This is a genomic window from Pseudarthrobacter sp. AB1 (assembly GCF_014926485.1).
Classification (GTDB): Bacteria; Actinomycetota; Actinomycetes; order Actinomycetales; family Micrococcaceae; genus Arthrobacter.
This window is the reverse complement of record NZ_PZKO01000055.1, coordinates 392,509-406,902: the sequence shown is the minus strand read 5'-3', so window position 1 is coordinate 406,902 and position 14,394 is coordinate 392,509. Positions and strand designations below refer to the sequence as shown.

The 14,394-nt window shown below is 63.9% G+C and carries 10 protein-coding genes and 3 pseudogenes; 9 read left to right on the top strand and 4 right to left on the bottom strand.

The genetic code is table 11. The annotated features are described in order from the left end of the window. A pseudogene (locus tag DAD99_RS15585) lies at window positions 1-275 on the top strand (IS982 family transposase); the annotation flags it as partial. A gap of 95 nt (window positions 276-370) precedes the next feature. Here the strand turns inward: DAD99_RS15585 and DAD99_RS15580 are convergent. From DAD99_RS15580 to DAD99_RS15570, 3 genes are all read right to left on the bottom strand, one after another. Next, a complete protein-coding gene (locus DAD99_RS15580; protein ID WP_193342240.1) occupies window positions 371-1,966 on the bottom strand; it encodes a hypothetical protein in 1,596 nt (531 codons plus the stop codon). 34 nt (window positions 1,967-2,000) lie between these two features. Further along, the gene (locus tag DAD99_RS15575) at window positions 2,001-2,486 is read right to left on the bottom strand and encodes an HAD domain-containing protein (protein WP_193342239.1); all 486 of its coding nucleotides are present in this window, start codon (window positions 2,484-2,486) and stop codon (window positions 2,001-2,003) included. Window positions 2,487-3,858: 1,372 nt separating this feature from the next. After that, window positions 3,859-4,095 (bottom strand): hypothetical protein, encoded by a 237-nt coding sequence (locus DAD99_RS15570; RefSeq protein ID WP_193342238.1) that lies wholly within the window; start codon window positions 4,093-4,095, stop codon window positions 3,859-3,861. Window positions 4,096-4,282: 187 nt separating this feature from the next. Between DAD99_RS15570 and DAD99_RS22310 the strand changes: the two are divergent. The 6 genes and pseudogenes from DAD99_RS22310 to DAD99_RS15545 form a co-directional block, all read left to right on the top strand. Beyond that, window positions 4,283-4,544 (top strand): annotated as a pseudogene (locus DAD99_RS22310) (ATP-binding protein); the annotation flags it as partial. A 153-nt stretch (window positions 4,545-4,697) separates the two neighbouring features. Then, window positions 4,698-5,471: an enoyl-CoA hydratase/isomerase family protein gene (locus DAD99_RS15565; RefSeq protein WP_193342237.1), complete on the top strand. Its 774-nt coding sequence runs from the start codon at window positions 4,698-4,700 to the stop codon at window positions 5,469-5,471. A gap of 5 nt (window positions 5,472-5,476) precedes the next feature. After that, window positions 5,477-7,612, top strand: coding sequence for an acetate--CoA ligase family protein (locus tag DAD99_RS15560; RefSeq protein WP_193342236.1), 2,136 nt, complete (start codon window positions 5,477-5,479; stop codon window positions 7,610-7,612). A gap of 20 nt (window positions 7,613-7,632) precedes the next feature. Beyond that, window positions 7,633-8,436 (top strand): crotonase/enoyl-CoA hydratase family protein, encoded by an 804-nt coding sequence (locus DAD99_RS15555; protein ID WP_309233306.1) that lies wholly within the window; start codon window positions 7,633-7,635, stop codon window positions 8,434-8,436. A 70-nt stretch (window positions 8,437-8,506) separates the two neighbouring features. Then, complete coding sequence (locus tag DAD99_RS15550) at window positions 8,507-10,534, top strand: 3-hydroxyacyl-CoA dehydrogenase NAD-binding domain-containing protein (protein ID WP_193342235.1); 2,028 nt, start codon at window positions 8,507-8,509, stop codon at window positions 10,532-10,534. 48 nt (window positions 10,535-10,582) lie between these two features. Beyond that, window positions 10,583-11,770 carry an acetyl-CoA C-acyltransferase gene (locus DAD99_RS15545; RefSeq protein ID WP_193342234.1) on the top strand — a complete coding sequence of 396 codons (1,188 nt, stop codon included), beginning with the start codon at window positions 10,583-10,585 and terminating at the stop codon, window positions 11,768-11,770. 79 nt (window positions 11,771-11,849) lie between these two features. Here the strand turns inward: DAD99_RS15545 and DAD99_RS15540 are convergent. Next, a pseudogene (locus tag DAD99_RS15540) lies at window positions 11,850-12,235 on the bottom strand (transposase); the annotation flags it as partial. A gap of 193 nt (window positions 12,236-12,428) precedes the next feature. On the opposite strand from DAD99_RS15540, the gene DAD99_RS15535 reads away from it, so the two are divergent. Continuing rightward, window positions 12,429-13,337 (top strand): MurR/RpiR family transcriptional regulator, encoded by a 909-nt coding sequence (locus DAD99_RS15535; RefSeq protein WP_193342233.1) that lies wholly within the window; start codon window positions 12,429-12,431, stop codon window positions 13,335-13,337. 176 nt (window positions 13,338-13,513) lie between these two features. Continuing rightward, window positions 13,514-14,389, top strand: a complete 876-nt coding sequence (locus tag DAD99_RS15530; protein WP_193342232.1) for a transporter substrate-binding domain-containing protein — start codon at window positions 13,514-13,516, stop codon at window positions 14,387-14,389. Window positions 14,390-14,394 lie beyond the last annotated feature (5 nt).

Here is a 14,394-nt window from a genome sequence, read left to right as displayed (position 1 = left end):
CCGTCGATCAGACCGGAATCGAGCTGTTGCGACCGGCCCGCAAAGGCGAAAAACCGCGGGCTGGGTCCCGATTCTTCAAACCCCTGCGCCAGATCATCGAATCCATCAACGACACACTCAAGGGCCAACTGGACCTTGAACAACACGGCGGACGCACCCCCGCAGGCGTCACGGCCCGCATCGTTCAACGCGTGCTGGCCATGACCGCCGCGATCTGGCACAACGACCAGACAGGACAGGCCGTCCGCCGCTCACTGACCGCCTACGACCACTAACAGCCCTTGGAATTACTCATCTAGTGCCGAACCCGTAGGATCTGCCCGGCGGTAGCCGCAGCTGTGCTTCCAGTAGGCCACCGGACGCCGCCCCCTTACCGCCAGCCGAATGACCTGGCACCACGGGTCAGACACCGTGCGTCCGCGTGGATACCCTCGTTCTCGTCCTCGAAAACTCCCCCGCAGTCTGTGCAACGAAACCTGAACCCGTTCGCACTGCCGATGTAGCGGTGGTTCTCACTGATCGAACGCATCCGCTCTGCTTTGGCATCCTTGGCAGCCATGCGTGCCCCGAGCTCCTCCAGGTCCCTGGCTTCGGACATCCAGTGCGCCCAACGCCGCGGGCCAATGAACGCAGGGTCACCCTCCACGATGGCTGCCGTCCGGTGCACCGTCTTAAAGCGCTCGGGCAGCGTCTGCGCAGTTTCGGGTACCACCAGCGCCGGTGGTGGAGGTGGGGGTTCGGGTGGCTTCCGGTACAGCACCTCGCGTGCCTCGGCACGGGCCGCGCTTCCTTCGGCAATGACGGACCACTTTCCCGCCGGCAACGCTGCCACCCAACGGCCTTTGATGACGTCCTTGCATTCGGGACAAACGAACACGCGCTGGCCGCTTCCGCCGTGAAGCCACTGGATGCCTGCCTTGGTCAGCCCGCTACCGGAGACGGACAACCACCTTTCAACGTGCCCGCGGACGTTGCTGCGATTCTCCGCGATGGGCATCCACATGTCTGTCCTGGCGGCCGGCACCAGCCGCGGCTCGGTCAGATTCCAGATGAGCATGGGGTGACCTGCCTTCAGGCAGCGGACCGTGCTGGCCCAGACGCGCATCCCCGCAACGACAGGGCGCACGCCACAGACGCCGGGCGCTGCCGCCGCCGCAATGAACTGTGCTATCCGTTCCGCCGCCACACGAGCTGCCTCCTCCGCAGCCGTCCGCTTCTGTTCTGCCAGGCGCTCGGCCAGTTCCAAGGCAGCGGCTGCCGCCTTCGCCTCGGCCTCCTGCTGTCGTGCGAGCTCCTCCAGCTGGTGGTGCGGTGTTCCGTGCGGCCAAGAGAACGATGGATCCAGGACGCGGCCAACAGCGATCGTGACCCGGGCCGTGATCCTGAACATGGGCTGGTAGCGGGTGAGCTCCATGAGCTCCGCCGGCTCCAGTGGCAGGTCACTGGTCTTGCCGAAACCCGTGACGATCATCGGCAGCTTCACCCGGAACCACTCGAAGTTCTCGGGGACCACCCATACGGGCCCGATACGGTCGTCCACGTAGCGCTGGGACCTGCGGACGTACTCCTCTTCACTCTGAGCTGACAGCTGGACCTCGAACGCCAGACGTCTTCCGCTGACGTGCGTGGCCATGACGTCGGCAATCCAGGCCCGCCCCGGGTGGGCTTCCTCCACCGTGGCGCTCCAGCCGGGGACCGCGTTGACCCGGTCCTTCAACGCCTGCTTCATCGCCAGGTGCTGGGCCGACTCGGACTTGTGCGTGATGTCGCAGTCGACCTCGGGGTAATGCTTGAAGAACTGCCGGCCCTTGCGGGTGACTCGGCTGGCCCGCCGCCCGCACTCGGCCAGCACCAGATCCTTGTAGCCGGGATAATCAATCAGTCCCCGCCACGGATCGTGGGCCATCTCGGTCGCGTCGAAGCGCTCACCGTTCAGGTACGCAACCAACTGCACAGAAGCCCCCATTCAAGCTGCACATCCTTGGCCGTCAATCTACCGCTCAGCCTCCGGCACCGCCATCAACGAACACCTCGACGGCGACGATGTGAACTTCAGTCAGGCCCGTATCCGGCGACGGTTTCTCCAGCAGGACCGGCTGGCTGTAGTTGTTGGCCCACGCCCGCGCGTCCGGACCGAGCACATCATCGATCCACACGACCGCGTCCCAGTCGGCCTCGCCACCATCGTCCATCCTGGCCAGCCAGCGGGCCACCGACCGGAGCTTCGGGGTTGGCTCGTCCCCGTCCGCGGCGCGGACCAGCAGCGTCACCCGCAGCGGTTCAACCGCGAGCTCCAGCTGCGCCTCCAGCCCTGCCGTCAGATCCGCCGGCCACGTCGACACCCACGCGATCCGCCCGCACCGGGCCAGCCGCCGGACCAGGGCCGCCTTCTCCCCGGACAGCGTGAGCCGTGGCCGCCCACCCTCGCCCGGGTGCATCACCGGGTTGAGCACACCGTCGACGTCGAGCAGGATGATCGGTTCCATGGACGTGACCTTAGTCCGACGGCAGGTCCGGCGATAGCCGCCCACCGACCCGGACCCCGCCGGCTTCGCTGGCTGATGATCCCGGAGCGAAGCGCCGCCGGGCGATAGCCCCGGTGTCTTGGACTGACGAAGGATGGGCCGGTGGCTATCGGTTTGGTCGGTGGAGGTCGGTGGAGGTCGGGGTGAAGGCATATTAAGAGGGGACTCGGGCGCAAGCGCCCTCGCCCCAACCGTTGCGTTTCCCGTTCCGTTTTCCCTTTCCGCTGTTCGTTGACCTTTGAGTTCTCCTGATTCACTGTCCGTTCTCTTCACGTTGACCCTGTCGGCCAGGGCGCTGCGCGCCCGGTGCCGACGGTGGGCCCGCACCCTGCGGGGTGCGCCTCCGTCGCTGCGCTCCTTCCGCTTCCCCTTGGGGGCTGCTTTCTCCTGATGACTGGGCCTTCCCTGCGGGGCTAGGCGGCTGCGCCGCCCGTTGCGCTGCACTCATCGTTCTCTTCTCGTCGGGCCTGGGCTTCTGGTTGGCTTTGTAGGCGCTGCGCGCCGGGGAGTTGGGCCGAAAGGATAGCTTCTCGTGTCGCGTTTCGTTGTCGTTCCGGTTCACGATGAGTGGTTCTTGGCCCGGCTGCCGCCGGGCTGTTCTTCTTCCCGTGGGGCTTTGTGGGCTCGTGTTGTTGTCCGGCTGCTGCGCAGCAGCTCCTCAAAAGATGGCCTCTCTGAAGGACAAGGCCTGCGGCCTGGAGCCGGACTTCGTCCGTCGGGGAAGCTGTCCGTTGGCTGCACGGATCGTGTACCGGGTCGTGCCACGTGACGATGACGGGGAGGTTTCCCTCGCTGCTCGCGCAGCGCGATGACGGGTCGATGACTTGGCGTTCCACGGGTCGTTGCCCCCTGCCTTCCCGGGGCGAAGCCCCTACCAACCCAAAGACCACCTGAAAAGAAGGCACTGTCCGTTCCACGACGGGCCTGCGCGCAGCGCTCCCTGTCCGGCTGACGTGGAGGCCGAGGCTGGAACCGGGTGGGGCACCTCCTGGGGCGGAGCCCCTTTGTGTGTGGGCCGCGAGCTGACGGGGTGGGACGCAGTCCCGTCGGATGGGGGTCGGCCGGAGGACCCTGACAGGTGAGGCTGAGGGCGGAGCCCGGCCACCGAAGGGGAGGGAGGCCAGCGGCCCGCAGGGCTGCTCTTCTGCGAGGGATGCCGCACACAGGAGAGGTACAACCGGTACCCGGAAAGATGAAGCCCCTATCCTGCACAAACCACACGTAGGAGAGGCCTGAAGCGGGGGTGAGGGGCCCGGTCCGGGCTTCCGGGGATTACCGGGATTTCCATTATCAAACCGTCCATTGAGAATCGCGGTTATCCGGCACTCCGGGCTCACCAGCCGTAGGGTCCGGTTCTACGCATGACCACTGGCATGGATCTACAAATTTTCAGGCTCGCCCGCGCCGGCGGCGTCGACACCAACCCCACTACCTTCAGAAGGCCCTCCTGGAATAGTTCATCAAGCGGATCGCCGCCGAACTGCGCTTCACCGGGGTCCACCTGCTGGTCGCCTCCCAGGTCGCGTCGGTCGCCACCGGCATTGACCCTGCCATGCGGACCAACCTGCATCACAAGATCCTCATGGGCGCCAACCGACCGAAGGGAACCGGCGCCTGGTGCTCTCGGACCCGGGCCGGGTCCCGGCCGTGCCGGACAACGTCAATGCCGACGGGAAGGCAGCCCGCGGTTCCGGCGTCGGAAGCCTCGGCATAGTCGCGGGCTCGGCATAGATCAACCTATACGGATGTCCGTATAGATCGACGAGGTCGGCTACGTCAAGCTCGATACCCACGGCGCCGAGCTCTTGTCCAGATCATCACGGCCTGGGAAGAACGGGCGTCCATCGCCTGCGCAAGCAATGCGCCGTTCAGCAGTGGGGCCAGACGTTCACCGACCCGCGCCTCGCGGCGGCGGTCGTGGACCGGCTGACCTTTCGCAGCCACATTATCAACACCGGCACCGATTCCTACCGGCTGAAAACCACCCAGCAGACCATCAGCAAGTCCCGTCAAAACTGACCGAAACACCAACAGGGTGGGGCCAAAACCAGCGGCGAACCCGGGGCCAAATCAACTTGCTATTCCCAGACGCAAGAAAACTTGTATAATACGATGTACAAGAAATATTGCGCGAATTGTTCATAAAGCATTAAATAATGCAAAAGGAGTCCTATGTCCACCGTTCTGCACTCTCGTGACGGATCCGTCCACACGCTCACCCTGAATCGACCCGATCGCCTAAACGCGGTCAGCACAGATTTGTACCAACAAATCCTCGCCGGACTCGACGAGGCGAGTTCCGCCCCAGAAGCTCGCGTGGTCGTTCTTACCGGTGCTGGCCGGGCGTTCTGTGTCGGCGCCGATCAGAAGGCCCACCACACCCAGGAACGCACTCGGGCTGAGATCAGAGAGTATGTAAATCTCGGCCAACAGGTGTGCCGCCGAATCCAGACGATGGACCTCCCTGTCATCGCAGCCGTGAACGGTTACGCCCTCGGTGCAGGTGCGGAGATGGCCACTAGCGCCGACTTTGTCGTCATAGCTGACGAGGCCAAAATCGGCTTTCCCGAGTCCAGCATCGGCACGTACATGGGGGGCGGCGTCACGTATCGCCTTCCTAGGCTCATTGGCCTGCGCCGGGCCCAAGATCTTCTAACCCTCGGTGCGTGGCTGGGCGGTCAAGATGCCCAGGCCATCGGCCTTGCGCGTGCTAGCGTCCCGGCGGGCAAGCTCGACGACGCCGTCCAGGAACTCGCTCAGGACATCGCTAGCAAGGCACCGGTCTCGCTCGCACGACTCAAGGCTTCTCTTATGGACGTGACTGATCTGGACTTGGCCCTGATGCGGGAGGAGCGAGACTTGCTCTCCATCATGGAGACCGCCGACTGGGCCGAGGGTGTCGCCAGCTTCGCCGATCGTCGTGACCCTGTGTTCGTGGGGCGGTGAACGAAATGACTATCTCCACTGAGCGTCGAACCATGGAGCGCGTTTTTGCTCCTACATCCATAGTGGTCGTCGGCGCTTCCACGAACCCTGGCAAGCGCGGCAATCAAGTCCTACGTGCGCTTTTCGAAAGCGGCTACACCGGGGCTGTATACGCGGTCAACCCTGGGGGTGGGAGCGCGCATGGTGTCGACTTCTTGACCAGCATCGACGACCTGCCCGAAAGTATCGACCTTGCGCTCGTGTCCCTGCCGGCAGCGGCGACCTCAGGTGCGCTGGTCGAGCTCGCTGATCGTGATGTGGCTGGTGCAGTGCTCCTCGCCAGCGGATTCAGTGAGACCGGAGCGTCCGGCGCAGCGGCAGAGGCGGAGTTGCAGAAGGTACTGGAGAAGACCAGCTTGCGGGTCATCGGGCCGAATACCTCCGGATTCCTCAATGTGAAAATGGGGGTGAATCTCGTCGGTGTGCCAGCGGTGAAGGCTGGCCCAATTGCCATCCTCACTCAGAGCGGCAACATGTTGCTCTCGCTCATCGCCGACGACAAAGCCACCCACGGGCCGGGCGTGGCATCCTACGTCGGACTCGGCAACCAGATCGACATCACTTACTCCGAATGCGTCGAGTACTTCGCCGACGACCCGAACGTCGGGGCTATCGCAATCCACAGCGAGGGGCTCAGGGATGGCCGCAGCTTCCTGCAGGCTGCAGTAAAGGTCGCCCCGCAGCAGCCGCTAGTGATGCTGCGTGGCGGTCGTTCGGAAATCGGTCGGGTTGCGGCCCTATCGCACACCGGTTCGATTGCCGGCTCAGACGAGGTCGCGATCGCCCTTCTCGGCCAGGCCGGCGTCGAGCTCGTGGAGCGGTCCGACGAATTGGCCATTGTGGCCGGCGTGCTCGCGACAGTCGCGCCGCTACCATACGGCACCGGCGTCGCCTTGCTCGCCGACGGCGGCGGGCATGCGACCTTGGCAGCCGATGCACTCGTCGCGCAGAACGTCCAGCTATCAAACTTGGCAAGCGACACTGAGAAGGAACTACGCCAGCTCCTGGGCGATAACGCCGCGCTAAACAACCCAATTGACGTGGCTGGCGCGACCGACTCGAACCCAGGTCTCTTCAGTCAGGCAGTCGAGGTCCTTATGCGTGACCCCAGCGTGGGCTTGGTCCTAGTTATAGGCATGTACGGCGGCTACCACGAGCGGTTCAGCTCGCGGCTGCGTGAGATTGAGGAACGGGACGCCAGCCAGCTGGTCGAGATTGGAAAAAAATACGGTAAACCATTCATCGTGCAGAGCTGCTACGCATTCGACCGACTTAGCACACACCAAGTGCTTCGTGAGAACGGCATCCCTGTGATCGGGTCCATCGACCATGCGGTCCGTTCCGTAGCCGCCCTCGCTCGACGCGGGAAGCGTCTCGCAACAGCGTCGTTGCGGTCCTCTTTGCTGCTTCCCAACGATCCAGCGACCGTGCATGAGGAAGATCCGGTTCTCCTGAGTGAACCCGCCGCGCGTCGGCTCATCGAGTCCGAAGGCATCTCGAGCGGCGATTGGACATTCGCGTCCTCGGCCAAGGAACTGGAGGCTGCGCTGCGGAAGTTCGATATGCCGTGTGCCGTAAAGATTGTTGCCGACGGGGTCGCTCACAAGTCCGACGTCGGGGGGGTGAGCCTGAAGGTGACGCCCGGGTTGGCAACGGAAACCTGGAAGAGGATGGTCGCGTCGGTGACCGCGGGCGCACCCGAGGGGGTTATCCAAGGCATGGTCGTTGCCCCGATGGCGCCGTCAGGTGTCGAGGTGCTAGTCGGGGCACGCCGCGACCCGATCTTCGGGCCAATAGTGGCGTTTGGAAGCGGAGGGTTCCTCGTGGAAGCGTTACGAGACGTGTCGTTCCGTGCCGCACCGTTGACGCATCTCGAGGCCGAGGAACTCATTGACGAGACGTTGGCTTCGCGACTTCTGGACGGCTATCGCAATCTACTGCCGATCGACCGTTCCGCCATGGCTGACCTGCTAGTCGCCGTCGGTGACCTGATGCTTGCGCGGCCCGAAATTTACGAACTCGACCTCAATCCGGTCATCGCATCCGGAACGGAACTTTGTCCCGTCGATGTGCGCATTGCTGTACGAAATTTCACCCTTTGAATACCGAGAGGAACGACACCGTGCATAATAACCCGCCCCTCCTCATCACAAGCGAGGACGGCATCGCCATCTGGACGCTGAACCGGCCAGACACCCGCAACACGGTGTCCGAGGACGACATGGTCGCCGCCATCGTCGACGCTGCACAGCAGGCCAACACTGACTCGGACATCCGGTGCGTCGTCTTGACGGCTGTCGGGCCGGCATTTTCCGCCGGCGGAAACATCAAGCACATGCGTGACAAGGTCGGCATGTTCGGCGGGACGCCTGCCGCCCTTCGCGAGGGCTACCGTAGCGGGATCCAACGGATCCCGCGGGCCCTCGCCAGCTTAGAGATTCCAATCATTGCAGCGGTGAATGGGCCTGCCGTCGGTGCCGGAAGCGACTTGGCGTGGATGTGCGACATGCGTATTGCATCCACGGACGCGTACTTCGCAGAGAGCTTCGTCCGCGCCGGACTCGTGCCAGGGGATGGAGGAGCTTGGCTCCTGGACCGGATCGCCGGCCCCGCAATCGCTGCGGAGATGTCGTTCACCGGCGAATCGGTCAGTGCCGAGCGTGCGCTCAAACTAGGGCTGGTCTCCCGGGTCGTGTCGCCAGCGGATCTACTTCCTACGGCGCTGACGCTCGCACGAATGGTGGCGAGGAACTCGCGCCCAATTCTCAGAATGACGAAGCGGCTCCTCGTTGAGAGCCGCACGCAGACGATGGAGACGCATCTGCAGATGGCGGCCGCAATGCAAGCCATTGCCCATCACACGCCCGACCACCTCGAGGCGGTCAACGCGCTGCTGGAGCGACGCGAACCGAACTTTCGAAACTAGATGAGAAAAGTCTCAATTCGACGTGATTACAGAACACACCCTTCCGCGCCATCCATCCGAGGGAGCCTTCGTGAGCAAAGAGACCGTAACCAATGTTAGTACCGAGTACTTTGAGCGCGCCGGCTTCCGGATCGCCCTGCTGACCCTGGACAACGGCAGCCGCCGCCCCGAAACCCTCGGTCCTGCCTCGCTGACAAATCTGGCCGCCGCCATCCAGTCGGTGGAGACTGGCGGGACGGACGCGGTAGCCGTCACCGGCACGGGGCACGTGTTTTGCGCCGGCGCGGACCTGAAGCAGATGACCGAGGCCACCACCAGAGAGCAGGCAGAAGACGTGGCCGCCCGGGGACTGGCAGCACTCGGCCGGTTGCACGGACTCACCATTCCAACGTTCGCCTTCCTCAACGGGATCGCCCTCGGCGGCGGCCTGGAGCTGGCCCTGCACGCCCAATACCGGACCGCAGCGGATTCCGTGCGCGCACTGGGCTTTCCCGAGGTCCGGCTGGGACTCATTCCGGGCTGGGGAGGCATACCCCTCGCCACCGCGCTGGCCGGCACCGACGCGACTGCCCGGCTGGTAATCACCGACTCGCTCGCCGGCCGACACCTCTCCGCCGGGGCCGCCGCGAAGCTTGGGCTGGTCGATGCGGTGCTACCGGAAGACGGCTTTCTCGAGGCATCGCTCGATTTCGCCGTGCACGTCCTGTCTGGCCGGCACGGCCGCCGGACCGTGCGCCCGGCCGATCAAGGCCGCAGCCTGAAGCAGATCCGCAGTCGGCTGGACGCACGCCTGCACGGTGCAGCCCCTGCCCCGTACCGGGCGCTCGAGTTGATCGACGCGGCGGCCCGCAGCGTGGCCGGCACCGGCGGGACTGCCGCAGCCGGACGGGACGCCGAGATCCGCGCCTTCGGCGAACTGCTGCTCTCCGACGAGGCCCGGGCCAGCATCTACGCCTTCAACCTGACGCAGTCACTGGCCCGGAAGCCGGCCGGCGTACCTACCGCCGAGCCCCGCCCGGTACGGTCCGTCGGTGTCGTCGGCGCCGGGCTCATGGCCAGCCAGCTGGCTCTGGTCTTCGCCCGGCAGCTGCGCGTGCCTGTGCTGCTCACCGATCTGTCGACCGAACGCATCGACAAAGCACTGGCCTGGATCGAGGACCAGCTGCGCGGGCTCGTGGACCGGGGGCAGCTGGACGCCGCCGAGGCCAAAGCCATCCGCGCCCTCGTCTCCGGCACCTCAGACAAGGCCGACTTCGCCGACTGCGACGCGGTCATCGAGGCCGTCTTCGAAGAACTCGAGACCAAGCGCCGCGTCTTCGCCGAGCTAGAGTCGCTCCTGCGCCCGGACGCACTGCTGCTGACCAATACTTCTTCGCTCTCGGTTGAGGCGATGGGCGCCGGCCTCGCCCACCCCGGGCGGCTGATCGGCTTCCACTTCTTCAACCCGGTGGCCGTGCTGCCGCTGGTGGAACTCGTGGCCACACCCCGGACAGACGAGTCCACCATCGCCACGGCGTTCGAACTGGCCAAGTCACTGCGCAAAACGGCGGTGATTGTCAAGGACGCGCCCGGCTTCGTGGTCAACCGACTGCTGTCCCGCCTGTTCAGCGAGATCCTGCAGTGCATCGACAACGGCGACGACCCCGCAGCGGTAGACCACGCCCTGGACCCGCTGGGACTGCCGATGACACCGCTGCGCCTGCTGCAGTTCATCGGTCCACAGGTCCAGCTGCACATCTGCGAAACCCTTCACCTGGCATATCCGGACCGGTTCGCCGTCAGTCCAAGCCTGACGGCCGTGGCCGGCGCCGGACTGCCCGGCTACCTGGCCGACGACGGCGGGATCTCCCCCGACGCGGCACGCCTGCTGCCGCCGGCCGCCCCTGCCGACCCGGTCGCGGTTCGCGCCCGGGTTTTGGCCGCCCTGGCCGAGGAGGTGGAGATCATGCTCGCCCAGTCCGTGGCCGCCGGCCCGGAGCAGATCGACCTGTGCATGATCCTCGGCGCCAACTACCCCTTCCATACCGGCGGACTGACCCCACTTCTGGACCGCGAAACCGGCAGCAACTTCCGCCCCGGCCTCCCCTCGCTCCGATAACCGCCCAAGTACTACCCACCATCCCCACCGCACCCCCCAGGAGCACGCATGAACCACGGCCAGGACATCGTCATTATCGGAGCGGCCAGGACGCCACAGGGCAGGCTCATGGGCCAGCTTGCACCGCTGTCTGCCGTCGAACTCGGCGGCGCCGCCATCGCCGGCGCCCTGAGCAAGGCGGGCGTCGCACCCGAGGCGGTCGAGGCCGTTGTCATGGGACAGGCGCTGCAGGCCGGCGCCGGCCAGAACCCCGCCCGGCAGGCCGCCGTCGCGGCCGGCATCCCGCTGGCCGCACACGCAGCTACCGTCAACAAGGTCTGCCTCTCCGGGCTGACCGCAATCATTGAGGCCAGCCGGCTGTTGCGCCTGGGCGAGGCCAACGTCGTCGTCGCCGGGGGCCAGGAGTCCATGAGCAACGCACCGCACCTGCTGCCCGGCTCCCGCACCGGCACGCCCTATGGCAACGCCGCCCTCGTGGATTCGGCGGCCCACGACGGGCTGACGGATGCGTTCGACCACGAGGCGATGGGTCTGGCCACGGACCGCGCCAATGCTGCACTGCAGATCCCCCGCGCCGAGCAGGACCAGGTGGCCGCCGCATCCCACCTGCGGGCGGCGGCGGCACAGAACAATGGCCTGTTCGACGCGGAGATCGTCCCGGTCAAGGTGCCCCAGCGCCGCGGCGGGATCGTGCTGGCGACGGCGGACGAAGGCGTCCGGGCCAATACCACTGCTCAGGTACTGGCCGGACTGAAACCGGCCTTCTCCCCGTCCGGAACCGTAACGGCCGGCAACGCCTCCCCGCTCAACGACGGAGCGGCCGCCGTCGTCCTGACCACCCGTGGCCACGCCCAGGCTAACGGCCTGACAGTCCTCGCCACCTTCGGCGCCCCCGGACAGATCGCCGGACCGGACACCTCGCTGCCCGACAAACCGGCACAAGCCCTCCGCAAGGCACTCGACAGGGCCGGCTGGACCGCAGCGGAACTCGACTTCGTCGAGATCAATGAGGCCTTCGCCTCGGTGGCGATCCACTCGGCAGCCATGCTGGGTATAGCTCCGGAGCGGGTCAATGTCAACGGAGGGGCCATCGCCATCGGCCATCCAATCGGAGCTTCCGGTGCGCGCGTGGTGGTCTCCGCCGTCCACGAACTTCTCCGCCGCGGCAGCGGAAAGGCCGCCGTGGCATTGTGCGGCGGCGGCGGCCAGGGCGAGGCGCTGCTGCTCTTACGCTAAGTCTCGCTGACATGAAAATTGCGGTGACGTTGTCCCGTTGACTGGTTGATCTGGCGGTCGGCGTTTTGAGGCAGGAATATCCGGTGGGTTGCAGGGGCGCGAGGGTGACTTGGTAGCCCAGGGATTCGAGCTGTCCGATCGCGCGGGCCTTGGTCTTGGCAGGTGCTTGCAGCCTGAAGGAGTCGGCGCCGGGTCTTTGTAGAGTTCCCCGGTGGTGAGCACATGCCAGGCGGCGGTGAGCATGGCGTGTTCGACCGCGACGAGGGCTTTGGATGGCCCGCGCCGGGCGGCGAGGCGGGAGTATTTTGCGGAGAAGTAGGTGTTCTTCGAGCGTGCTGCCGAGAGCGCGGCGATTCCGAGCGCTCCTTTGAGGTAGCGGTTGCCGGGGCGAGTCTTGGTGGACTTGACCCGTCAGGCGGATTCGTTGGATCCCGGAGAGGTGCCGGCCCAGGACGCCAGGTGTCCGTCATGCCGAGGACAGAATGATGCCATGTGGACACCGCAATTTCATACATGTTGAATTGTAAAATAATTTAAACCAGCAACATTTCCTGTGAATAACTCTATGCATAATCCCTTGCATAGTGCTACGCTCCTTGAGTGTTGGGGGAGGGCATAATGCACATCACACCACTGGAAGACCTGTGAGGCATGAAAAATGGCACCAAAACGATCAATAAAACCGAGAACTCTAAGCACGTTTGAGGAGCTTACAAACCTGATCGAGGAAGCTCGACCTGCACTGACCCCTAGCCAATTGCGTCTAGCTAACCTCGTCATTGACGGCCCCCAGCAGCTCGCTCTCTCCACAGCGGCCGAGTTGGCCAAACGTGCAGAAATGGATGAGTCGACCGTGGTGCGCTTCGCCCAGGCGATTGGGCTGAGCGGATACCCTGCCCTCCGAGACCTGTGCGCTACTGAACTGCAGCGCCAGGCGGGACTGCTTACTCGTTACGACTCCATGAAATCTGAAGCCTTTGGAGACGAGGATTTGTTCGAAACCATGTCCACCATCGAACACAGAAATATCGACCGCACGGCGGCAAACGTGGATCTTGCCAGTTGGAAACAAATTGTCGAAATCGTCGCGACGAGCAGGTCCGTCTATGTCATGGGGTTGCGCGCATGCTTCTCCATGGCGCACCTGCTGAGCTTCCAACTCAGCCTCGTTCGCGACCAGGTCCGACTAGTAACAGACCTAGATGGGACCATCCCTGAACAGCTCTCTCACCTGACCGATGAGGACGTCTTCATCGCGATTACGCTGGCGCCATACACCACTCAGACTTTAAAGGTAGCCAAGTACGCGGCGACCCGCGGATGTCGAACGGTCGCTTTCACCGACCGTCGCTCGTCACCATTGGCTCGAACGTCGGCCAACGCGGTTCTAGTCGACGCTGACGGACCTCTCCTAATGCCGTCGATGACGGCCCTGACGTATGTCCTTCAAACACTGATCGTAGCGGTCTCCGAGACGCTCAACACTGATGGAGCGAAGGACCTTGAACGGGTGAATGCTGTCCTTGCTGCGTTCGACACCCACACCTCCGCAAGTAATTCGCCGTGAACCGAATTTTAACGAACTCAACAAGGCGTCCCGCTCAATGAAATGGGAGCACTAGGAGAAGGCCTATGGAACGCTGACGAACGTTTGTGGGGGCAAACCGAAAAAAGAATGCGAAAACTCTCCAGACACAAATGGTTGACCGTGGATGGCTTCAACTCGACGAATAGGAGCATGGCATGAACAAAATAACTCGTAAAACAGGGGTAGCCACAGTCCTCACATGCATCGCGCTAACACTGGGGGCCTGCGGCTCCGCCGAAAATGTTGGGCCATCGAAGTTCGCAGAAGGCACCAAAATGGCCTCCATTGCGAGCAAGGGTGAACTCACGGTAGGCACGCTTTCGACATATCCGCTGCTCGGCATGCGGGGCCTGGGTACCTATACGGGGTTCGACATCGAGATTGCGAAGCAGATCGCCAAACGACTAGGCATTTCAGAGGACCATATCAACTTCGTACCTGTCACGACGCCCACCCGCGAAGCATTCCTGGCGCAGGGCAAAGTCGACCTCGTCACCGCAGGATATGCCATGACGAAGGAGCGCGCCAAGGTAATTGACTTCGCTGGTCCATACCTAAATGCCCCCAACGGGCTCTACACCAAAGCGGATAGTCCAATAGCGAATTTCTCTGATTTGCAAGGCAAGAGTCTCTGCGCGATCAACGGATCCGTCCAACAGACCTACCTGGATGAGCATTATCCTGAGATCAAGCTGACTCTCTTCGACACGAGCGCCAAGTGCGCCGACGCGGTTCTTAACGGGCAGGTCGACGCGGCAACCACCGAACGAACGGTGCTCGCGGGGTTCGTCCACGAGAGTGCCGGCAAACTGAAGGCACTCGACGTGAGCTACCTCGAGGACAATAACTACGGCATTGGCGTTACGAAAACGGACGACAAGGTCTTTTGTAAGTGGATTAACGATCAACTCACCGACATGTACCAGGACGGAAGCTGGGCGAAAGCCTATAAGGATACCCTCGGCACCGGGTTGGGTGACACCCCTGAGCCTCCAAAGATCCGCAGCTGCGACAACTCCGTTAGCCAGTAAGACAA